The 21,598-nt window shown below is 64.0% G+C and carries 26 protein-coding genes and 1 tRNA gene; 13 read left to right on the top strand and 14 right to left on the bottom strand.

Going from position 1 to position 21,598, the window contains the following annotated elements; genetic code table 11:
* Nucleotides 1-2 precede the first annotated feature (2 nt).
* Nucleotides 3-1,052, bottom strand: a complete 1,050-nt coding sequence (gene cobT, locus BEI_RS05275; protein ID WP_097788530.1) for a nicotinate-nucleotide--dimethylbenzimidazole phosphoribosyltransferase — start codon at nt 1,050-1,052, stop codon at nt 3-5.
* A 171-nt stretch (nt 1,053-1,223) separates the two neighbouring features.
* Here cobT and BEI_RS05270 point away from each other — a divergent pair, with 171 nt between their 5' ends.
* The 3 genes from BEI_RS05270 (at nt 1,224) to BEI_RS05260 (ending at nt 4,076) form a co-directional block, all read left to right on the top strand.
* Nucleotides 1,224-2,549 carry a sulfite oxidase gene (locus BEI_RS05270; protein WP_097788529.1) on the top strand — a complete coding sequence of 442 codons (1,326 nt, stop codon included), beginning with the start codon at nt 1,224-1,226 and terminating at the stop codon, nt 2,547-2,549.
* A gap of 8 nt (nt 2,550-2,557) precedes the next feature.
* On the top strand, nt 2,558-2,935 hold the full coding sequence (locus BEI_RS05265; RefSeq protein WP_227644587.1) for a hypothetical protein: 378 nt from the start codon (nt 2,558-2,560) through the stop codon (nt 2,933-2,935).
* A gap of 70 nt (nt 2,936-3,005) precedes the next feature.
* Entirely contained in the window at nt 3,006-4,076 is a 1,071-nt protein-coding gene (locus BEI_RS05260; protein WP_097788528.1) for a PA0069 family radical SAM protein, read from the top strand.
* Between the two features lie 13 nt (nt 4,077-4,089).
* Here BEI_RS05260 and BEI_RS05255 read toward each other — a convergent pair whose 3' ends face one another.
* The 8 genes from BEI_RS05255 to BEI_RS05220 form a co-directional block, all read right to left on the bottom strand.
* The gene (locus tag BEI_RS05255) at nt 4,090-5,085 is read right to left on the bottom strand and encodes a zinc-dependent alcohol dehydrogenase family protein (protein WP_097788527.1); all 996 of its coding nucleotides are present in this window, start codon (nt 5,083-5,085) and stop codon (nt 4,090-4,092) included.
* A gap of 101 nt (nt 5,086-5,186) precedes the next feature.
* The gene (locus BEI_RS05250) at nt 5,187-5,978 is read right to left on the bottom strand and encodes a DUF2797 domain-containing protein (RefSeq protein ID WP_097791004.1); all 792 of its coding nucleotides are present in this window, start codon (nt 5,976-5,978) and stop codon (nt 5,187-5,189) included.
* Nucleotides 5,979-6,009: 31 nt separating this feature from the next.
* Entirely contained in the window at nt 6,010-6,294 is a 285-nt protein-coding gene (locus BEI_RS05245) for a YeaC family protein (RefSeq protein ID WP_097788526.1), read from the bottom strand.
* 193 nt (nt 6,295-6,487) lie between these two features.
* Nucleotides 6,488-7,333 (bottom strand): rhomboid family intramembrane serine protease, encoded by an 846-nt coding sequence (locus BEI_RS05240; protein WP_097788525.1) that lies wholly within the window; start codon nt 7,331-7,333, stop codon nt 6,488-6,490.
* 165 nt (nt 7,334-7,498) lie between these two features.
* Entirely contained in the window at nt 7,499-8,485 is a 987-nt protein-coding gene (locus BEI_RS05235; protein ID WP_097791003.1) for a metallophosphoesterase, read from the bottom strand.
* 16 nt (nt 8,486-8,501) lie between these two features.
* The gene (locus BEI_RS05230; RefSeq protein WP_097788524.1) at nt 8,502-9,383 is read right to left on the bottom strand and encodes an NAD(+) kinase; all 882 of its coding nucleotides are present in this window, start codon (nt 9,381-9,383) and stop codon (nt 8,502-8,504) included.
* 64 nt (nt 9,384-9,447) lie between these two features.
* Nucleotides 9,448-10,317 (bottom strand): carboxylate/amino acid/amine transporter, encoded by an 870-nt coding sequence (locus BEI_RS05225; protein ID WP_097788523.1) that lies wholly within the window; start codon nt 10,315-10,317, stop codon nt 9,448-9,450.
* A 66-nt stretch (nt 10,318-10,383) separates the two neighbouring features.
* Entirely contained in the window at nt 10,384-10,905 is a 522-nt protein-coding gene (locus tag BEI_RS05220; RefSeq protein ID WP_097788522.1) for a YqaE/Pmp3 family membrane protein, read from the bottom strand.
* 287 nt (nt 10,906-11,192) lie between these two features.
* Here BEI_RS05220 and BEI_RS05215 point away from each other — a divergent pair, with 287 nt between their 5' ends.
* From BEI_RS05215 to BEI_RS18915, 10 genes are all read left to right on the top strand, one after another.
* Entirely contained in the window at nt 11,193-11,600 is a 408-nt protein-coding gene (locus BEI_RS05215; protein WP_097788521.1) for a CBS domain-containing protein, read from the top strand.
* A 287-nt stretch (nt 11,601-11,887) separates the two neighbouring features.
* A tRNA-Gly gene (locus tag BEI_RS05210) sits at nt 11,888-11,961 on the top strand.
* A gap of 147 nt (nt 11,962-12,108) precedes the next feature.
* A complete protein-coding gene (locus BEI_RS05205; protein ID WP_097788520.1) occupies nt 12,109-13,440 on the top strand; it encodes a tyrosine-type recombinase/integrase in 1,332 nt (443 codons plus the stop codon).
* Nucleotides 13,441-13,551: 111 nt separating this feature from the next.
* On the top strand, nt 13,552-13,995 hold the full coding sequence (locus BEI_RS05200) for a DNA-directed RNA polymerase (RefSeq protein WP_097788519.1): 444 nt from the start codon (nt 13,552-13,554) through the stop codon (nt 13,993-13,995).
* A gap of 131 nt (nt 13,996-14,126) precedes the next feature.
* Nucleotides 14,127-14,531: a KilA-N domain-containing protein gene (locus tag BEI_RS05195; protein WP_097788518.1), complete on the top strand. Its 405-nt coding sequence runs from the start codon at nt 14,127-14,129 to the stop codon at nt 14,529-14,531.
* 73 nt (nt 14,532-14,604) lie between these two features.
* Nucleotides 14,605-15,081: a KilA-N domain-containing protein gene (locus tag BEI_RS05190; RefSeq protein WP_097788517.1), complete on the top strand. Its 477-nt coding sequence runs from the start codon at nt 14,605-14,607 to the stop codon at nt 15,079-15,081.
* Between the two features lie 63 nt (nt 15,082-15,144).
* Complete coding sequence (locus tag BEI_RS05185) at nt 15,145-15,492, top strand: MarR family winged helix-turn-helix transcriptional regulator (RefSeq protein ID WP_097788516.1); 348 nt, start codon at nt 15,145-15,147, stop codon at nt 15,490-15,492.
* A gap of 773 nt (nt 15,493-16,265) precedes the next feature.
* Entirely contained in the window at nt 16,266-16,829 is a 564-nt protein-coding gene (gene rnhA / locus BEI_RS05180) for a ribonuclease HI (RefSeq protein ID WP_097788515.1), read from the top strand.
* On the top strand, nt 16,822-17,361 hold the full coding sequence (locus BEI_RS05175; RefSeq protein ID WP_097788514.1) for a virion core protein, T7 gp14 family: 540 nt from the start codon (nt 16,822-16,824) through the stop codon (nt 17,359-17,361). The genes rnhA and BEI_RS05175 overlap by 8 nt, the downstream gene beginning before the upstream one ends.
* Nucleotides 17,362-17,536: 175 nt before the next feature.
* The gene (locus tag BEI_RS18915) at nt 17,537-17,752 is read left to right on the top strand and encodes a hypothetical protein (RefSeq protein WP_153045766.1); all 216 of its coding nucleotides are present in this window, start codon (nt 17,537-17,539) and stop codon (nt 17,750-17,752) included.
* Between the two features lie 111 nt (nt 17,753-17,863).
* On the opposite strand, the gene BEI_RS05170 is transcribed toward BEI_RS18915, so the two are convergent.
* The 5 genes from BEI_RS05170 to BEI_RS18905 form a co-directional block, all read right to left on the bottom strand.
* Complete coding sequence (locus tag BEI_RS05170; RefSeq protein WP_153045765.1) at nt 17,864-18,445, bottom strand: BRO family protein; 582 nt, start codon at nt 18,443-18,445, stop codon at nt 17,864-17,866.
* Nucleotides 18,446-18,707: 262 nt separating this feature from the next.
* Nucleotides 18,708-18,887 (bottom strand): hypothetical protein, encoded by a 180-nt coding sequence (locus BEI_RS05165; protein ID WP_097788512.1) that lies wholly within the window; start codon nt 18,885-18,887, stop codon nt 18,708-18,710.
* Between the two features lie 291 nt (nt 18,888-19,178).
* Nucleotides 19,179-19,808 (bottom strand): recombinase family protein, encoded by a 630-nt coding sequence (locus BEI_RS05160; RefSeq protein WP_097788511.1) that lies wholly within the window; start codon nt 19,806-19,808, stop codon nt 19,179-19,181.
* Nucleotides 19,809-20,254: 446 nt separating this feature from the next.
* A complete protein-coding gene (locus BEI_RS18910) occupies nt 20,255-21,019 on the bottom strand; it encodes a hypothetical protein (RefSeq protein WP_153045764.1) in 765 nt (254 codons plus the stop codon).
* A gap of 124 nt (nt 21,020-21,143) precedes the next feature.
* Complete coding sequence (locus BEI_RS18905; protein WP_153045763.1) at nt 21,144-21,587, bottom strand: hypothetical protein; 444 nt, start codon at nt 21,585-21,587, stop codon at nt 21,144-21,146.
* Nucleotides 21,588-21,598 lie beyond the last annotated feature (11 nt).

Below are 21,598 nucleotides of genomic sequence, written 5' to 3'. Positions count from 1 at the left end.
GCTCAGCGCTCCGCGCGGTCGTCGACGCCGGCCTGGGCGAAGGTGGCCATCTCGGCCAGCATGGCGGTGGCCGCCTCGAGCAGCGGGAAGGCCAGGCCCGGACCGGTGCCCTCGCCCAGACGCAGGTCCAGATCCAGCAGCGGCTCGGCGTCCAGCGCCGCCAGGGCCCGGGCGTGACCGGGCTCCCGGGAGCGATGACCGAAGATCAGGTAGGGCCGCAGCGCCGGGTCGAGCCGACAGGCGGTGAGCGCGGCCACCGTGGCGATGAAGCCGTCGACGAGGATCGGCATCCGTCGCGTCGCCGCCTCCCGGTAGGCCCCGGCCATGGCGGCGATCTCCAGTCCCCCCAGCCGGGCGAGCACGTCCAGCGGATCGGCGGTATCCGGCGCACGCTCGATCAGGGCCGCCTCGATCACCGCCCGCTTGTGGGCCAGGGCTTCCCCCGCCACCCCGGTGCCGGGGCCCACCAGCTCGGCCACCGGCGCGCCGGTCAGGGCCGCCAGCATCGCGGTGCTGGCGGTGGTGTTGGCGATGCCCATCTCGCCGACGATCAGGCAGCGACAGCCCGCCTCGGCGGCGCGTCCGGCGGCACGCCGGCCCACGGCCAGGGCCGCCCGGGCCTCGTCGCGGCTCATGGCGGCTTCACGGGCCAGGTTGGCGGTGCCGTGGCGTACCTTGTCATGCACCACGCTCGTCTGGGGCAGCTCCCCGGCCACGCCCACATCGACCACCTCGAGGCGCGCCTCGAGGCGACGGGCGAAGACGTTGATCGCCGCCCCGCCGGCGGCGAAGTTGGCCACCATCTGGGCCGTGACGGCCTGGGGAAAGGCCGAGACGCCCTCCTCCGCCACGCCGTGATCGGCGGCGAAGACCACCACGCCGGGGGGCGTGACCCGCGGGAAATCCTCGCCGGTGATCCCGGCCAGGGTCACCGCCAGGGCCTCGAGCCGACCCAGGCTGCCGGGGGGCTTGGTGAGGGTATCCAGGTAGCGGCCGACCCGCTCGGCACGGGCGGCATCGGGAGGGACGATCGAGGATGGGCGGTCGTTCACGGCGGGCTCCGGGCTTCCTTGTCGAGGCGCACATGCTACCAGAGGGAATCCGACCGGGCCCGCCTCGGGAACGTCCCTCGAGTGCTAAGCTAATTCTGTCCAGGACACCCACAACGCAGGCCCGACCGACGACGCCGCCGCCGCCAGCCGGGCGCTCCAGGAGTCAGCGCCATGACCAAGAAGCCTCCCCGCACCCGCGGTCTCCATGAACTCTATGCCGAGGATCCCGAGAAGGCCGACAAGCTGCTCTGGGATCGCGAGGTCGACCCCGTGACTCGCCGCGGCTTCCTCAAGCGTTCCAGCCTGCTGGCGATGGCCGCGGCGGTGGGCGCCCAGATCCCCTTCGCCGATCGCATGCCCGGCGGCTTGATCCCCGCCGCCCTGGCCCAGAGCGACGAACCCTTCACGCTGCATGGCAAGGAAGGGCTGACGGTGCTCAACGATCGGCCGATCAATGCCGAGACCCCGGCCCACCTGCTCGACGACGACGTCACCCCGGGAAAGCATATGTTCGTGCGCAACAACGGCATCCCGCCGGCGCTGGAAGGCATCGACGTCGCCGCCTGGCGGCTGGAGATCGCCGGCGAGTCCTGCCTCTCGCCCAAGACCTTCTCCATCGCCGAGCTCAAGGAGCAGTTCGAGCACCACACCTACCAGCTACAGGTGGAATGCGGCGGCAACGGGCGCAGCGAGTACGTGCCCTCGGCCAGCGGCAACCAGTGGACCACCGGGGCGGTGGCCTGCCCCCGCTTCACCGGCGCCCGGCTGCGTGACGTGCTCGAGGCCTGTGGCATCGCCGAGGATGCCGTCTACATCGGCTACTACGGCGCCGACGATCACGTCAGTGGCGACCCGAACCGGGAACCCATCTCCCGCGGGGTGCCCATGTCCAAGGCCCTGGAGGACGAGTCGCTGATCGCCTGGGCCATGAACGACGCCGACATCCCCTACCTGAACGGTCATCCCCTGCGCCTGGTCTGCGGCGGCTGGCCGGGCTCGGTGTCGGGCAAGTGGCTCAACCGCATCGTCATCCGCAACCAGAAGCACGACGGCACCAAGATGGGCGCGCCCTCCTACAGCGTGCCAAAGCACCCGGTCGCGCCGGGCACCGACGTGCCCCTGGAGGACTTCGAGACCATCCAGTCCATGCCGGTGAAGTCCCTGGTGACCTTCCCGAAGTCGGGGATCACCCACGCCCTGGGCGAGCCGATGACCGTGCGCGGTCATGCCTGGGCCGGGGATCTCCCGGTCCAGGAGGTCCACGTCTCCATCGACTTCGGCGCCACCTGGCAGAAGGCCGAGCTCCGCGAGCCGGCCAACCGGCTCGCCTGGCAACGCTGGACGAGCGCCGTGGAGTTCCCCGAACCCGGCTACTACGAGGTCTGGGCCAAGGCCACCGACAGCCAGGGTCGCGCCCAGCCCATGGTGGTGCCGGGCTGGAACCCCAAGGGGTATCTCAACAACGCCTGCCACCGCATCGCCGTCCAGGTGGCATAGGGGGTCCCATGACACACGCGCTACCCTGGCGGCCGCTGGCACTGGCCGCGGCACTGCTCCTGCCCGTCGGGGCATCGGCCCAGGAGACCGATCCGGAGACCGGGTTGATCCAGGCCGAGGGCTGGGAGGTGGTCAAGGCCAACTGCACCGTCTGCCACTCCGCCCGGCTGGTCACCCAGAACAGCGGCTCCCGCAACCACTGGGAATACCTGATCCGCTGGATGCAGGAGACCCAGGGGCTGTGGCAGTTCCGCCCGGAGATGGAGGCCACCATCCTCGACTACCTGGCCGAGCACTACGGGCCCAAGGAGGGCGCGCGGCGCCCGCCCCTGCCCCGCCACCTGATGCCGGACAACCCCTACGCGACCGGCGAGGGGCCCGGCTAGGCGTTCCAACCCGGCTGCAGTAGACCGCCACCGGCTCTATACTGTATATAAATACATAAAGGAGTCGACCATGGCGAGCCGCCCCCACGACGCCGTGGCCCGCAAGGGCCGCGGCGCCACCTACGCCCCGGCCAACCGCTTCGCTCCCACCCACCGCGAGACCGTGGACGACGGCTGGTGGCAGGAGGCCGTGCCCGACCGCCTGGCCACCGAGGTCGCGGAGGAACGCGCGCGCAGCGCCCTGGCCTGGAACACCTCCCCGGACCTGCCCTTCGACCGCTCCCTGAACCCCTACCGGGGCTGCGAGCACGGCTGCATCTACTGTTACGCCCGGCCCAGCCACGCCTACTGGGACCTCTCCCCCGGGCTCGACTTCGAGACCCGCCTGATCGCCCGCACCGGCCTGGTCGAGCGGCTCGAGGAGGAGCTGGCCAGGCCCGGCTACGCGTGCCGATCCATCAACCTGGCGGGCAACACCGACGCCTACCAGCCCATCGAGGCCGAACGCCGCACCACCCGCGAGGTACTGGCCCTGCTGCTCGAGTGCCGCCACCCCGTCACCCTGGTCACCAAGAGCGCGCTGATCCTGCGCGACCTGGACCTGCTCGAGGCCTTGGCCGAGCAGCGCCTGGTGCGGGTGATGATCAGCCTGACCAGCCTCGACGCGGACCTGAAGCGCGCCCTGGAGCCACGGGCGGCGGCCCCGACGACCCGGCTGAGGACGATCGCCCGGCTGGCCGAGGCCGGGATCCCGGTGGGTACCCTGGTGGCGCCGGTGATCCCGGGACTCACCGATCATGAGCTGGAACGGCTGATGGCCGCCGCCCGGGAGGCCGGCGCCCGGGAGGCGGGCTGGATGCTGCTGCGCCTGCCTCGGGAGGTGGCGCCGCTGTTCGAGGACTGGCTGGCCCACCACTATCCCGAGCGGGCAAGCAAGGTGATGAGCCTGATCCGGCAGTGCCAGGGCGGGCGTGACTACGACCCGCGCTTCGGCCACCGCCTGCGCGGCCAGGGCGTGTTCGCCGAACTGCTCGAGCAGCGCTTCCGGGCGACCCGTCGACGGCTCGGCTTCCCGGGGCTGCCAGCCCTGGACACCACCGCCTTCCGCCCGCCGCGGCGCCAGGGGGAGCTGTTCCGGTAAGGCTCGGGAGCGCTCAGGGCACCAGCACCGCGGCGCCGGAAAGGCGGCCCTCACGCAGGTCGTCCAGAGCCCGGTTGGCCTCCTCCAGCGGGTAGGCGGTGGTCTCGGTATGGATGGGTACCCTGGGGGCCAGTGCGAGGAACTCCTCGCCGTCGCGGCGGGTGAGGTTGGCCACCGACTTCAGGCTGCGTTCCTCCCACAGCAGGCCATAGGGAAAGGACGGGATATCGGACATGTGGATGCCACCGGAGACCACCACGCCGCCGGGACGCACCTGGGCCAGCGCCGTGGGCACCAGGGCCCCCACCGGGGCGAACAGCAGGGCGGCGTCCAGCGGTTCGGGGGGCGCCTCGTCGCTGCCGCCGGCCCAGTCGGCCCCCAGGCGCCGGGCGAAGGCCTGGGCCTCGGTGTCGCCGGGGCGGGTGAAGGCATAGAGGGTCTGGCCCCGGGCGATGGCCAGCTGGGCCAGGATATGGGCGGCGGCGCCGAAGCCGTAGATGCCCAGCCGGCGGGGCTCGTCGCCCCCGGCGAGGCGCCAGGTGCGATAGCCGATCAGCCCGGCGCAGAGCAGGGGCGCGGCGGCCTGGGCGTCCTCGGCGGGCAGCGGGAAGCAGTAGCGAGCATCGGCGACGCAATACTCCGCATAGCCGCCGTCTCGCGTGTAACCGGTGAACTCGGCCCGCTCGCAGAGGTTCTCGCGCCCGGCCTGGCACTGGGCGCACTCGCCGCAGGTCCAGCCCAGCCAGGGCACGCCCACCCGCTGGCCGGCCGCCAGGTCGGCGACGCCCTCCCCCAGGGCATCGACCTCGCCGACGATCTCGTGGCCGGGCACCAGGGGCAGCCGGGGGTGGTCGAGCTCGCCGTCCACCACGTGCAGGTCGGTGCGGCAGACGCCGCAGGCCAGCACCCGGACCCGCACCTCGCCGGGCCCCGGCTCGGGCCGGGGCACGCGCTCCAGGCGCAGGGGCTGGTTCGGGGCATGCAGGCGCATGGCGCGCATCTCGCTCATGGGGGGCTCCTCGTCCGGGATCACGCCCCGAGCATAGCCCAAGGGAGCCCGCGATGACCGGGAGTCACCGCCCGGCATGACCCAGGACAGGCGCCTGCCGCTCAGGCCTCGACCGCCACCTCGTAGCCGGTGAACTTGCGCAGGTTGATCACCCCGCTGTCGAGGATCAGGTACTGGCCCTTGATGCCGAGCAGGGTGCCGGTCACCTCGGGCGACTTGTCGAAGTTGTGGGAGACCACCTTGCGGGGGTACTCGAGCACCGGGTAGTCGAAGGCCCGTGGCGCCTCGTCGAGCACGCGGATGGCCCCGTCGCCGAAGCGCTGGCGCAGCTCGGCCAGCCCGGGGGCCAGGCGCTCGAGCAGGCGATCCCGCTCGCCGGCCAGGTCGAGTTCCCGGGTCTCGCCCTTGAGCATGGCTCGCCAGTTGGTGCGATCCGAGACCTCGTCCTTGAACAGCACCTCGACGAAGCCGGACTGCTGGCGGGAGTCCACCTCGAGGATGGGCAGGGCCTGGACGGCGCCCTGGTCGAGCCAGCGGGTGGGCACCTGGGTGAGCCGGGTGATGCCGACCTTGAGGCCGGAGGCGTTGGCCAGATAGACCACATGGGGCTGGAAGCAGTGGCGCTCGCCCCACTCGGGCTCGCGGCAGGTGCCCTGGAAGAAGTGGCAGAGCTCCGGCTTCATGATGCAGGTATCGCACTGGGCCAGCTTCTTGAAGCAGGGGTAGCAATGCCCCTGACCGAAGCTCTTCCGGGTGGCCCGGCCACATTGGGTACAGGCGATGGCGCCGGTCCAGGTCAGGCGCAGGGGGTGGCCGAGGCGGGCATTGAGATCGACGCGTGCCTCGCCGGCCCTCAGGGTGTAGCGGGCCGGCGAGCCCGGCTCCACGGCCATCTTGGTCAGGCAGCCGGTGACGGTCGCGGCCTCAGTCACGGCTGGCGTCCCGGGCCAGGCCGGCCAGCTCGGGGGCGACGTTGGCCCCGCTGCTGTCCGCGCCGCAGGTGCGCCGCTCCAGGTAGCCGACGCGCTGATCCTCGGGCACGCCGGTTTCCGCCTCGTAGCGCATCACCGCCTCCAGGCACAGCTCGGTCTGCTCGGGGGTCAGGAAACGGCCGTCCGGCCACTTGCGCAGCGACACGGCCTGCTTGAGGCTCTCGTAGATGGCGGGCGTCATCTGCTGGATCATGCGCTCGAAGGTCATATCGCTCATGGCGTGCCTCTCTGGAGGAAACGAATCGGAACAGGGAGAGTCGTTGGCTCGCGGAGCCACCAAACTCGCAAAAGTTGGCGAGCGAAGGCTAGACAAGGCAAAAATCAGCGCAAAGGCGGAGTTTACGAGCCGTAAATGAGCACTTTAAGCTGATTTTTAACGCCGTATAGCCGAGCGCAGCCACTTTTCAGCACTACCTCGCCCGGCGGGAATGATACCAGCCCAGAACGAGGCCCACGACCAGCCCGCCGAGGTGGGCCTCGTTGGCCACGTTGCCGAAGCCGAACAGCTCGGCCACGTCGGTCATGGTGAAGACCATCCAGCCGAGCATGAAGACCACCAGCATCTGGGGCACGAAGAAGCCGTCGGCCGGCCGCCGGCGCGACATCAGCCAGACGTAGCCCAGCAGCGCGAAGTCGACCCCGGACATGCCGCCGAACAGCACGGTGCCGGTGGCGTACTGGGCCAGGTTGCCGCCGATCCCCGCGGCCAGCAGCAGGATCAGCATGCGTGCGCTGCCGTGCAGGGCCTCGACCTGGCGACCGAAGAACCACAGCCATAGCATGTTGAAGATCAGGTGCATCCAGCCGAAGTGCAGGAAGGCCGGCGACAACAACCGCCACACCTGGCCGGAGCCGAGGGTCTCCGCCAGGCTGCCGAAGGCCAGCTGCCCCTTGACCATGCCCACCGGCACCACGGTCAGGGCGGCGATCACCAGGTCACCGAGCAGGGCCATGACGGCGAAGACCAGCAGGCACAACGCCAGGGCAGCGGCGGTGACGGGGGCCTGGCGGAAGGGCGCGAGCCAGGGCGGAAGCGCCGGGCGCGCGCGCCGGGGGCGGCCCTGCGGCATCAGTGGCTCGCCGCGCTGCCAGCGCAGCACCAGCCGCTGGATCGCCTCCCGCTGGCCCGGGTCGACCAGCCATAGCACCTGGCCGTCGGCTTCCTCGGTGAAGAAATGGCCGATGCGATGCGCCCAGAGCGCCCGGCGCAGCTCGCGGGTGTCGACGTCATGGGGAAGCGAGATCACCCGGTACATGGACTCTCCTCGGAGTGGCGCAAGGGGCATGCCGGGCACGAAGAAAAAGTCCGGCGGAGGGGGCCGCCGGACAAGAGCAAGGGATCATTCAAGGGAACACCTACTCTGACGGGACCGCTGACGGTAAGTTCGCAACAGTTATCGGTATTTAGGTAACGTTTTGTATCAATCGAAATCGATCTCCCACGGCTGTGGCCGCGCCTCCTCTTCCCGGGGCACCCGGATCCAGACGAAGTGATCGGCGTCCAGCCGCGCCTCGCCGCTCCAGCGGTAGGCCACCAGCCGACCGAACTTCACCGCGCTGTAGTCCAGGCAGGCGATGTTGGGCGCCGGCAGGGCCGGAATGCCCTCGCACCAGTAGTGGCCGATGAACAGCGGCGGCTCGTCCGGGCCGTAGTAGCTCAGCCGCTCGCGCTCGGCCTCGGTCAGGCCACGCAGCTCCAGGTCGTCGGGCAGGTTATCGGGCTGGAAGACGACATCCCCCCAGGTCCGCGGTGAGCGGGCCCAGAAGTGCGCCCGGAAACTGCGCCGGGTGAAACCGTCGCCGGACTGGATCTGCACGCCCTCGGGCAGGGGGATGTGGCTGCCCCGGGTCAGCCGATCGAGGATGCGGAACTCTCGGGTGGCGGGCTGGACCGCCGCGGTCAGGAAGTCGAGGTCGATGCGCGCATCCGGGCGGTCCCGGCGCAGCTCGTCGATCAGGGCCTGGTCCCAGCAGGCGTGGACCACCCGCAGCCCCTCGAGCTCCAGGCAGAGGGGAATCTCCAGGAACCAGGCCAGCACCTCGTCCCACTCCTGGGGATGGTCGCGGTACTGCTCCAGGGTCTCCTTGACGATGCGATTGTGACGCGGGGTGTGCTCGCGCAGCCACTCGCGCCCCAGCTCGGGAGGCGCTCGGTGGCTGTAGGTGAGGGCATTGACCTCGTGGTTGCCCATGACGATCAGCGCCTCGCCCTCCTCCACCATCCGCCGGGCGATGGACACCGCCAGGCGGATGCGCGGGCCGCGGTCGATGAGGTCGCCGAGGAAGATCGCCTTGCGGCGGGGGTGGCGATAGACGCCGCCGCGCTGATGATAGCCGAGACGTTCGAGCAACGACGCCAGGGTCGCCCCGCAACCATGGACGTCGCCGATCAGGTCATAGCCTTCCAGGGGCGCTCTGTTCACCTCAGTCTCCCAGGCGGTTGCTCCAGCCCAGCTTGCTGCGCAGGACCTCGTAGAAGTTGTGACCCAGGGGGTGAACGAGCTGCACCCGCTGGGGCTTGCGACGGATCACCAGGACGTCGTCGGGCTTGGCGACGGCGCGGGTCTGGCCGTCACAACTGATGTGCGGGTAGGTCTGGTTGGTCTCGCCGATGTGGATGCGGATCTCGCTGCCGGCGTCGATGGCGATGGGCCGGCTCGACAATGTGTGCGGGAACATCGGCACCAGGGTGATGACGTCCAGCCGGGGATGCATGATGGGGCCGCCCCCGGAGAGCGCATAGGCCGTGGAACCGGTGGGGGTGGCGACGATCAGGCCATCGCTGCGCTGGCTGTAGACGAACTGGTCGTCGATGAACAGCTCGAACTCGATCATCCGTACGGCCTTGCCGGGATGCAGCACGACCTCGTTGAGGGCGTCGCCGTTGCCCACCAGGACGTCGTCCCGGTAGAGCTCGGCATCGAGCAGGAAGCGTTCCTCGAGCTCGTAGCGCCCCGACAGCACCTCGCCCACCCGTTCCTCGAGCTCGTCGGGAGAGATGTCGGTGAGAAAGCCCAGCCGCCCCCGGTTGACGCCCAGCACCAGGGTGCCGCTGTGGCAGAGGTTGCGGGCGGCCCCCAGCAGGCTGCCGTCGCCGCCGACCACGATCACCAGGTCGCAGAGCTCGCCCAGCAGCCGGCGGCTCGCCTCGGGGTGACCGTGGCCGAGCAGCACCGTGGCGGTGCGATCCTCGACGATCACGTGGTAGCCGCCGTCATCGAGGAAGCGGCACAGGCGCCTGAGCGTCTCGACCACCTTGGCGCTGCCCAGGCGGCCGATCAGGCCGATGTTCTTGAAGGCTTGCATGCGCGGGTCCTTCGCTTCGCGACGGCTCATTATGGCGACAGGCGCCGAGCCGGGCAAACCGCGCTCAGGCCGACAGTGGCGCCCGCCGGCGTTGCCACCACTCGTTGACGGCCAGGGAAGCGAGGATGATGGCCCCGCCCAGGGCCAGGCGCGGCAGGTCGGCGTCGCGATTCCAGATCAGCAGGTTGACCAGCAGGCCGGCGGGCACCAGGGCATTGTTCATGATGGCCAGGGCGCCGGCATCGACCCGGGTGGCGCCGAGGTTCCAGAGGAAATAGCCGACGCCGGATGCCACCAGGCCGAGCCAGGCCAGCACGCCCCACTGCGTCGGCGTGGTGGGCAGCGCCCCGGGGTTGCCCAGCCACAGGAAGGCCGGCAGCGCGACGGCCAGCGCGCCCAGGTAGAACCAGCCGAACACCGACAGCCGCGGCAGGTCCCGGGGCAGCTCGGCGGAGAGGCGGCGATAGCCCACCTGCCCCAGGGCGAAGCAGAGATTGGCGCCCTGCACCACCAGGAAACCCAGCCAGTAGTCGCCGTCGAGGCCTTGATAGCGGATCACCGCGGCCCCCAACACGGCCAGCGCCGCGGTCACTAGATGGAAGGGGGTGAAGCGCCGGAAGAAGGCGTCATCGAGCAGGGTGATGTAGAGCGGCGTGAGGACGGTGAAGAGCAGGACCTCGGGCACCGAGAGCAGCAGGAAGGACTGGTAGAAGAAGATGTACATCAGGCCGAGCTGCACGGCCCCGAGCCCCATCAGCGTCCAGCGCTGACGCCCTCGCAGCAGCCGCGGGCGCAGCACGGGCAGGAAGACCAGGGCCGCCAGCGCGATGCGTGTCAGCACCGAGAAGTAGCTGTCCACCTGGCCGGCCAGGTAGACGCCGATCAGCGAGAACGAGAAGGCCCAGAGAACGGTGATGCCGACGAGATAGCCCAAGAGTCAACTCCGGTTTGAACATGGGGGCGCCGGGGATTATACCGGCCGCAGGCCCGGTGCCAAGGTTCAGGCGCCTCGCAGCCAGGCCAGCACATAGATCACCCCCGGCACCCAGCCGAGCAGGGTCAGCGCCACCGCGATGAGCACCCGCCGCGAGCCGCCGCCAGCCAGCCCCATCGCCAGGGGCGGCAGGAGTACGCCCAGGGCCAGCAGGGCCGCGAAGGGCTCGGGCCGCCGCGACGGGACCGGCTCGATCGGGGGCTCCCGGTCGGCATCCCCACCCTCGGGGACGGAAACTCGCGGCGCCTGGCGCGGCGGAGGCGTGAAATGCTGCACGGCGTCCTGTTCGTGCTCCAGGGCACGGCGATGGGCCTCATGGTCGATCTTCTGCTCCAGGGCCTCCGCGCCCTCGGCGAGCTCGTCGTGGTAGCGCTCCCAGTCCTCCCAGTCGTGAGGCGTGCCCGCCCGGGGACGATGATCGCCGGACTCCCGGGCACGGGACCAGGCCTTCTCCTCGAGGGTGTTGGGGCGCTCCCGGTCGCGTTCTCCATCCAGCCCCTTGCGGGCGAGGTATTCACGGGCATCCATGAGCGGTCTCCATCGGTCGAGCGGAGGGGCATTGTGCCCCATTGGAGTGGTGACTCAAGCCCGGGTTCCGGAGGGCCGGTCTCGGAGGGTCGGTCTCAGAGGGCCGCTGACGGACGGCCGGTCCCGCGTGTCCTCTAGCGTTGGCAGAGGGTCCACGCGCTCCGGCAACCGGGTCGGCTATGCTGAACGCGAGACACGCCGGGGGCGGCTCCGTGACATGGGCGCAGGGACGGCGCCCGGGAGGCGACACCCTGGCGAGAGGTCCCATCGGCACAAGGAGAATCGCCATGCCCAGCAAGGCTCCCACCACCGTGCGCGAGATCATGTCCCGCGACTGCTATCGGGTCAGCGGCAAGACCTCGGTCACCACCCTGGTCGAAGGCCTGGGCCTGCACCGGCTGCCCGGGGCGCCGGTGGTCGACGAGCACGACAGGCTGATCGGCTTCATCTCCGAACAGGACGTGCTCGGCAAGCTGCTCGAGAGCGCCTACCTGGACGACGAGCCGCCGCTGGTCCGCGAATTGATGCGCGACGAGGTCCTCTCGGTCACGCCCAACAAGAGCATCACCGACCTGGCCCAGGAGATGATGGAGGCCAAGCCCAAGGTCTACCCGGTCACCGAACAGGGCCGGCTGGTGGGCATCGTGACCCGCCGCGACGTCCTCAGCGCCCTGCTGCGCATGCGCCACTCCTGACTCCCGGCTTGACGCCTCCGCCATGCCACCCGGCCCCGCGCCGGGTGGTATCGTGTCGTGCCCACAAAAAAAGAAGCCGCCCCATCGAGATGAGGCGGCAAAGGATCGATTCTGCAAGCCAGAACAACAGTGCTAGCGACTGCCATCGCCCCTGTTGCCTGCACCTGTTCTGACAGTGTTGGCGGGGAAAGTTCAGCCGACGAGGAAAATTTTTCACGGTGACTGTCCGCGGCTTGGGCACGGCCGGGGTTGAAATCATTAAGGCACTGGATATACTGGGAAACCTCGCGGGTGTAGCTCAATGGTAGAGCAGAAGCTTCCCAAGCTTAAGACGAGGGTTCGATTCCCTTCACCCGCTCCAGTATCACTCTAACCCTCTGATCTCCAAGATCTTTCCCTCCTAACAAGGGGTTAGGTGCTACAGGAGTGGCTACAGAAGTGGCTACACCTCCTCCCTACTCCGTTGATTTCATTGCCTTGAAGGCATGGGACATCAGGATGCAGATCCATGGCCAGAGGAAAGCCTACTGACACCCGCGCCCTGCGGCGGCGTGGCAACGTCTGGTTCGTCCAGAAACGACTCTCCCCGATCCTCGCCAAGCACCTCGGCAAACAGATCCTCCAGCAGTCTACCCGAACGGGGGACCTGGATGAGGCATGTCGAATCCGTGATCGCTTGCTCGCCGACCTGAACGACCTGGAAGCCGACCTCAAAGGTGAGGCCAGCCAAGTTCAGCAGCGGCGCCTATACCTCCAGGCCCGCGACCAGTTCGAGGAAGCCAAGGAAGCCATCCACAGCACCGACCCTAGCCACCCTGTCAGCCTCATCGAGGTGGTAGACCCCGAGGACCTGCCGGAGATCGAGCAGGAGGCGCTCAGAAGCGTCTACCAGGGGGAAACCCCGGCTCGCTACCAACTGACGCTCAGAGGCGCTCTGGAGGACTGGAAGACATCACCGCTGGTGGATCGCAAGCCCTCGACTCGCTCGAAGAACGAGCTGGCGATGAAGCGATTCCTCGATTACCTGGGCGAGGAGGACGCGACCCTTGCTTCACTCCAGCGTCGACAGGTGAAGGGCTTCATCACTTCCATGCTCGGTGAAGGCAAGACGAAGCAGACCGTGGCGAACTACTTGGCCGGCCTGTCGGCCCTCTGGCATCACGCCGAGTACACCATGGAAGAGCCACTCCCCCAGAGCAACCCTTTCAGGGGCCACCAACTCAAGCCCAAAGGCTCCATCCGCAGCTACGACCAATTCAGCCGAGAGGACGTAGAGGCCATCTTCGAGGCCACGGCAAAGAGCGAGGGCATCTACCACATACTACCGCGCTTGGGCTTCTACACCGGCGCTCGCATTGATGAGCTGTGTTCGCTGAAGGTAACGGACATCATCCAACGCCAGGGCATCTGGTGCCTTGCTGTGCGTGAAAGAACAGGTAAGAACAGCAATGCTACCCGCGAAGTCCCTCTCCACCCTGAGATCAAGGACTTGATACTGGCGCAACTCGAACACGCAAAGGCTGTAGGGGCCACCTACCTCTTTCCCGAGGTAGAGGCATCCACTCGGCGAGACGGAAAGAAGGGGCCGAAGTTCTCGCAGTGGTTCGCCCGCCTCTCCAAGAAGGTCATCAACCGAGGTGACCGCAAGCTGGGCTTTCACTCGTTCAGGACCACCGCCATCACCATCATGGGCGATGCAGGGCAACGAGAAGAGATCATCGTGTGGGTCACGGGTCATGAGCGAGGACTCACTACCGCCAACAAGGTCTACAACCGAGGACCCAGTTTCTCGAACCGTCTGAAAGCTGTCGAGAGCATTCGGCTGGACGCGCTGCAGTAACGACCAAGGGCGTTCTGCCCTACTGGAAGAGCGTTCGCTGCCCTCCCCCACTTCCTTCATCCACGCAAAGCACATCACGGTAGGTCGTCGCTTCCACAGGATGGCCTCCCGGTGCTCCAGGCCTACCCCAGGGTGAAGACCAAGCGACTCCGTCTGACCTTCGGCGGGGCTCGTCTGCGCCTGTCCGTGGCCCAGGACCAAGAGAACGTCATCGAGCTGGATCGCACCAAGCAGACCAACGGCATCAGCCCGAACTGGGTCCACAGCATGGACGCCTCTCACATGCGGGAGACCGTGCGTCGCTGCTGGGGCGAGGGTCTCCGGTCCTTCTCCCTGGTTCACGACTCCTACGGCACCCACGCCGGGAATGCCTGGGCGCTCGCCGACATTCTCCGTGAGGCCTTCATCGACATGTACTCCGAGCAGGATGTGCTCGCCAACTTCAAGGAGGAGCTGGAAGAACAGCTACCGGAAGGCAAGAAGCTGGACTCGCTGCCCGCCAAAGGCGACCTGGACCTGGGGCTGGTGATGCAGTCCGACTTTTTCTTTGCCTAGTCCTATCCGCCTACGGATAGTTCGTGCCGGGAGTCCCGCCAGAAGGGGCTCTCGGAATTACGGCCCACTATTGGACAGCCCGCTCTGTCCGTCTCCGAAAGCAACCCTCGACAGCAGAGAGAGCTATCACCATGAGCAACACCCAACTGACTGTCGCCGACATCGCCGTTCGCCAGGACAGCGAAGGCCGCTTCAACCTCAACGACCTCCACAAGGCAGCCGGTGGTGAGCGCCGGTTCGACACCCGCGAGTTCCTCGACCGCGAGCAGACGAAGGAGCTGGTCGCTGAATTGGAATCCCAAATGACGGAGATTCCCGTCAATAAGAAGCGTGGTCGCTACGGCGGCACCTTCGTCGTCAAGGAGCTGGTCTACGCCTACGCCATGTGGATCAGCCCCGCGTTCAACCTGAAGGTGATCCGTGCCTTCGATCAGCCCAGACCCAAGGCGTGGCCGTGGCCGATCACGCCGCCGACGACTTCCTCGACAACCCGCTCGACTACATGGAGAAGCTCCTCCATCAGGCCAGGAAGCTGAAGGCCGAGCGTGACCAAGCCCAGCAGCGTGTCGGCACCTACCAAAAGGTGGTCGGCCAGAGAGAGCTATCACCATGAGCAAGACCCAACTGATCACCAAGCAGTGGAACGACAAGACCCTGACCTTCCGCCAGGACGGCTACTTCAACATGACGAAGGCCGCCAAGCAGTTCGGGAAGCGGGACGCCTTGGACTTCTTCCGCAATGCAGAGACCCAGGATTATCTCGCCGAGCTGGAGAAAACCACGGGAATCCCCGTGGATTCGCTCGTGATTAAGACCCGTGGTCGGCACGGCGGCACCTGGGCACACCCCAAGCTGGCCGTCTTTTTCGCCCGCTGGTTGGACACTCGGTTCGCCGTGGCCTGTGACGCCATGATCGAGGACATCCTCAAGGGCAACGCTGAGGTGACCGTCACCAAGCCTCAGCAGTCAGCCACGATGGCGCTTCCTCAGGACTACCTCTCGGCTCTGGAACAACTGACCGAGGCTGTGCGCCGGGAGCAGGAAAAGGACAAGGTGATCGAGGAGCAGGGTCTTGCTCCCGTATAGCACTCCATCAGGCACTTACGCTACATTCTATCGGCCACACCGTAGAAAAGGAGGAACTCAGGAATGACTGCTGCGGCTAGCTACAACCGCATTGCTATCAAACGGCTGTTCCGAGCACTTGAAGAGCTGCGTGAAGTTTACTCAGACATGCAGCTTCAAACCGCCCAAGTCTTCCTCATCATAGCCATGAACCAGGGGATCACCATCAAAGAGCTGATGAGAAGAACTGGCCTCGCCCAGTCCTCATGCTCAAGGAATGTGAATCTGCTCTCTGACTGGGTCAAACCTGAGGTGCCAGGGCATGGGCTGGTAGTCACATCTGAGGATCCGAAGGAACGTCGGAGAAAGGTGGTGCACCTGACTTCCAAGGGCAAGGAGCTGGCAGCCATTCTGTCAGACATTGTCCACTAAGAAGCTCATAGCACTCTCCCCTCTATCTGGAGGTCGAGAGAGCTAGCGAGCCGCATCTCCTGTCGAGCCTCTCCCCAAGGCTCATATTCCCTCCTGCCATAAAACCCTTGATTTCTATAACTCCTGATTACGGCCCACTTATGGAGGAGAGACTTCCTCTGGGGGCACTCTAAGAAGGGCACTCTATACGGATGGTGAATCCGGTAGGCTCTTGCGGCCCCGCCAGCTAGCAGCTTTGCGCCTTCGGTGCAGCGCCAGTAACGGTCCCGGCACAACGCCTGGACGCAGCGAACGCGATGACGCCGACCCATGGATCACAGGGAGGTGGTGGCACCCTGTCGGAGTCCGGGCGACCCGTTGTTCAGACGGGGTGACTGCGGGTGGCGGGGGATCTAGAAGAGCATCTACCGGATGGTGGTTTCCTCTTCTAGAGGATCTACAAGATTCCTCAGTGAGTGAACCTTGTCATGGTTGATCACATCCATGATCCCTTCCTCTCATGAGTCTCTCTGAGTCGATCCCAGGCCCTTCCCTGGAGTGATCCATCCCAAGGAGGAAGGACCTCACTTCCCCAGTGCTCCGATGAGCATCCCCAGCTCTTCCCTTGAGCTGATCTGTTCAGGCGATGCCTGTCACCCAAACCCAACCCACATCATCGAAACCCAGCGGCATTCTCGAAGACAGTCGGTCAGTCGGGCGGTGTTCGTCCGTCTCGCTGGTCCGTCCGTCTGAAGGGAGCCGACTGTCTCCGACAATGAGGACGAACGATCATCATGGTTACACCACACGCTCTTGCCGATCTCTCTGAGCCTCTCTTCCGGCCTGACGACGAGGGCCATCGTGTCCGCATCTACACCGATGGAGCCTGTAGCAACAATGGTCAGGGCAATCCCCAGGGTGGCTGGGGGGCCGTCTTAGTGAGCCCCTCCGGGCGTCGTCTCAAGATTGCGGACAAGCTCCAGGGAGAGACGATCACCAACAACCGAGCCGAGCTGACCGCCGTCATCAAGGCACTGGAGGTGCTGAAGAAGCCATCCGACATCGACCTCACCACGGACAGTGAGTACGTCCTGAAGGGCGCGACTCAGTGGATGAAAGGCTGGAAACGTCGGGGGTGGCAGACGGCCAGCAAAGCCCCGGTGAAGAATGTCGACCTATGGCGTCGGCTCGACGAGCTGCTTCAGGTGCACCGTGTCCGGTTCCACTGGGTCAGGGCTCATGACGGCCATCCAGAGAACGAACTGGCAGACGCTCTTGCGGTTGCAGCCGCGAAGGGAGAGAAGGTGCATGAGTACCACAGCATCGCCCCTTCCGGGCAGGAGGTGTCCGATGTGTGACCCGTACTCCATCGCCTCGACAATGATGACGGTTGCCTCGGCCGGTAGTCAGTACATCGGATACCGCCAACAGGCTGCCCAGGCCGAATCCCAGACGGCCATGTACAAGCAGAATCGACGGAATGCTCTGACGGCACTCACCCGACAGTACGGCGACATCGGACAGCGCCAGGTTCAAGAGCAAGAGGCTGCCTATCAGCGGAAGGAGGAGCTGACTCGTCAGGAGCGAGCCCGTCGAGCCCGTGCCCGAGTGAAGGCCGGAGAGTCCGGCGTGAGTGGCCACAGCGTGAACATGGCTCTTCGAGACATCTCCGGTGCTGCGGCTCGTGACCGCTCTACGGTCGGTCGAAACCTCGACTGGACGCTGGGCCAGTTGCAACGCCGCAAGCACTCTGCGAGAACCAAGGCGGAGAACCGGATCAACGCAGTGCAGCCCGGGCAAAAACCCTCGAAGCTGGCTCTGGGCATTGGCTTGGCGAGCACGGCGACCCGTGGCTACACACGGTTCCTGAAGTCGTCACCACGCTCCTGAGACGGATCGCACGGAGGACCAAGGAACGGCGACTAAATTGATCCTCAGATGGCCAAGGAGGGCCTCGAAGGAGCCTGTTCACTCGGCCTTCCAAGTCCGACATTTGTAGAGCTTTCGGGCTATGTTGGGATCCCCTAGAATGTGGGCGTCCGGTTCCTGACATGGAAGTGAAGTCATGAACGAGCGTCAGAAACGCATCAAGATGCGGCGAAAGCCGGTCGCCATCGGCGATGGACAGAACTCCAAGAAAGTGGCCGAGTTGGCTTCTGAGTTGATCCGCAGGGGCTACACACGCCAAGCTGCATATGCGAAGGCTCGACGGAAGTACCGAGAGCAATACAGGAAGGGTCCTAAACGGATGTTGCAAGGCGGTGGTGCTACGCCGAAATGACTCTTCCATCAGGAGCTTCTAGGCATCTCCTCCCCTGTTTCGCACAGGCAACATCGGCACAGTTGGAGCAGTCCGACGAAGCTAAAGACTGGGAATGCTGCTCCTGAGCGGTCATAGCACCATCCTCAGGTTGAACGCCGTGCTTATCCACATGGCGTGGGCGTAGACCAGCTCCTTGACGACGTAGGTGCCACCATTGCGGCCACGCTTGGCTTCCATCGGGCTAATCCTGAGATCACAGGATTTAGAAAGCTCAACGATGATTCGCTTGGTGGAGTCCAAGGAGGTGAAGTTGCTGGGCTGGTGGACTCGCTCACCGCCGGATGCCTTGTGGAGGTTGTTGAGGTTACACCGGCCTTCACTGTCTTTACGAATGGCCAGGAGGACAGTCTTGGTGACCCAGTCTTGGAAAGCGCGGGCCTGGGGCTTGTCGCTCCGCATGATCAGCTTGTAGAGGCCAGACTCGGAGATGATCTTCGACGGGCGGCCCCTTTCACTGATCCGAGCAGTGAAAACCTCTGAGCCATCTAGGTGACGGAGCACATTCGTAGTATTCACGTCGCCACTGCTCTTCACGCCATAGCCAATGGCGAGGCACACGTCCTTCGCTGCGCACCAGGGATCGTCCCCACAGTCGATCACACGGACGGCCATGGAAGGGAAGTCGAAGGTGGTCAGTTGGGTGTTGCTCATGGTGATAGCGCTCTCTGCTGTCAGAGCCTGGCTCAGTCTCCACTCACCATGCCCCGGGGAAAGCCCGGCTATTTTTGTGGCGCACTTGTGAGCCGGTATCGAGGTTGAAGAGAAGACACCGATCCCCCCCATGCCCCCGGTGACTGCTCGGTAGTTTGCGTGAGGTGGATCGAATGACCCATGCCCCAGGGGCTTCCTGAAACTAACCTGGCGACACGGCCCATGTGCTACCGCCTTCAACCTTGAGACCAGAGCAACTAGCTCAGTGCCTCATCACGGGATCTTGCGCTACGTCCTTCCAGGCATCCAGGTACAGGCCGCACTGATTCCAAGCCAACTGACCAAGCCTGGGAATCCTGACAAAGACATCCCCGTAGACGAGCCGAATGTAGAGCCTTGCCACTTCCAGCTCCATGCCCCAACGAACAAGCTCGATCCGCATGACTGAGCCTCCTTCCTTACTTAGTCACCGAACGTTGGTATTGGTGGCTGGGTTTCTTGAACGCCACCGGAGATGAAGCTATCGCACCCCAACATCTTCGTAAAGTGCTGATATAAATGAAAAACATCCGGGTGAGGATGTGTTCCGATAAGGGATAGTGGGTGCTGCCCACGCCGACTGATCCCCAGGGATCTCCTATGCACGAGAGGATGAATTCGCGGAAATCGAAAAAAGCAGGACCAACCGGCCCTGCCCTTCGTCCTGCCCTTCGTCTTGCGGTCGGGCCTTGTCTCATTGAGCAGCTTGCTCGGCACGCTTCATGGCGCGTTGGACGGTGCTGACACCACAGCCCACGATGTCGGCTGTCTTCCGGACGCTGAAGCCTTGCTCTCGAAGCTCCCTGATCCGTCGATGTAGCTCCTCGTTCACCGGGCGGCCCTTGTAACGGCCTTCCTGCTTGGCCTTCTCGATGCCCTGAGCCTGTCGCCTACGCCTGTCCTCGTAGTCCTTGCGGGCCACTGCCGCCAGCATGTCGAGGAGCATCCCGTTCACCGCATCGAGCATCCTGCTGGTGAAGTCATCATCATCGCCCACTGCCATAGCCGAGTGACTGGTCGGGAGATCCAGGGAGACGACCCTGAGACCCGCACTCTGGATGGCTCCCTTCAGCCGATCCCAATCGCTCTTCGTCAGGCGCGTAAGGCGATCAATCTGTTCGACCAGTAGAACGTCTCCGGGGTGGGCGTCATCGATGAGCCGAGCAAGCTCGGTACGGTCGGCCTTCGTCCCGCTGGCGTTCTCGACGTACCACGATGCGACCTTCAGCCCTTTCTCATCGACGAAGCTGGTTAAGGCCTCTCGGGCACGGCTGGCGTTCTGGTCTTCAGTGGAAGCACGGAGATAGGCACGGATGTAGGCCATCGACGATCACTCCCTTGTTGAGCATCGTATTCATTAGGGTGTGCTCACAATAAGTGTGCTCGCTTGGGTTGTCAATACGCTTATATGAACACGTCCTGTGCCCGCCTTGAGGCGTGATCGGTGATGTATGCCCTAATGGTCACATTGTTAGAGGACTATCGATAGGAGGACCTACACAGCACTACAGGCTGAGCATCGGGGACTCACAGCTAGCAATGGGTTTACTTGTCTGTGTGCCTCGGTATGTTTTTGCAAACTGGGATAGGTCAAAAGATGGACAGGAAGACAGGACTGAGCGTGGCTCTATGAGCATATCAGGATGAGACCTGGATCAGCTCCACCTATACGAATCGATGAATCACAAATATTTTTACCACATATCAGCAGTTAGACTCCGCGACACATGTATTATTCTTAAAAGCGTGACACAGGACCATGAAACAAACTTAATCAAATGTTTCGAGAAGATCTCTAACTTCATCCAACCTATATTCTTTCCGAGAGGACAAGTAGCTTGACACCCCCTTGGCGATCTGCGCACTGCTGTTACTCATATTACTCTTCTTGACTAGACTGGCAATTCGCTGTTCAATCCCCTCGGGTGAGGCAGTTAGCATAATTCTATCTTCAAACATCTTCAACGCATTGTCGAAGATAGGATTATTTTTGCTAGTGTAGCCTAGCGGCTCTTTCCTACCAAAGCTTACATCCACCTCCATACTTGCATACATATCTGCATTATCGTAAATCTGTACAACATTCTCTTTGTCTCTGACAAGCTCTTTGCAAATAGCCCATACCTCAAAGAGAAGAGCCTGACGATAACTCTTGTCTTTCTGAAGAAATATCCTCATCTGGTTGGCTAACTCGGCTTGTGAAAAAACATCAACATGAGTCACGTTAAGCTCATTAAAAATCCGCCACGCTTCATCACTTTTACCCGCAAGCTGCAAACACATGGGAAGGCGCATACGTTCTTTGAGCATAAGCTCGTCGCCTCCTTCTGCTGAAAATGCTTCTTCTAACTTGCGACAAGCAGCTTCATAGCTCTTATCTTTCTTAAGCTGAGTGGCTTCTTTTAATAATCGCCGAGCAGGGACCTCTGCTCGCCAATGCTCGATTCTTTGATCAGCATCACAGCTTGCTGCTTTATCCCTTGACGAAGACTTCGCATGAACCTTGCCGAAAAAATCTCTTAAGAATGACAGCATCTTACAAACCCTCATATTTCGATCTTCATCTTCCTAACCAATTCACTTCTACAGTCAACCCAAACTGCAAGAGTAAATCTCGATAGATTTTCATTCTTCGCCAAAGATAGGTGGTTAAGAAGACTTAACTGCCACTTGCTGCTATCCCAGCCAGCATCGGCACGAAAGGACCGATGATGCCCATCAGATCTGCCCCTTTGCTGATGAGCTGCCCCAACTTCTCAGACATGCCTTTGCTGTCATGTTGGGATGCTTGCATATCATTGATGATGCCTTCTAGCTCAGAAATGCGCTGAGGATCAGCCACATGCGCCCTCAGCTCAGTCTTCAAGTCCTCGAACACCCCGTCACTAGACTCAATAACGACATTGAGCGAGTTATCCTCACTATTCTGGTTGAAGCGAGCATTATTTCCATTTATATGATAGTTGATTGTAGTGACTGACTGCTTGTCATTAGGAGCATCCTCCCTACGCACTTCCGTTTGATAGCTATCAGGAATACTTCCAAAGCCTCTCGTAAACCCAGGATCAATCACCAAGTACCGCTCATCTGTACCATGCAGCATTTCTCGGATCA

It is taken from the genome of Halomonas beimenensis (assembly GCF_002549795.1).
Lineage (GTDB): Bacteria > Pseudomonadota > Gammaproteobacteria > Pseudomonadales > Halomonadaceae > Halomonas > Halomonas beimenensis.
The sequence above is the reverse complement of the archived record's forward strand: the minus strand, read 5'-3'. Positions and strand labels throughout refer to the sequence as shown.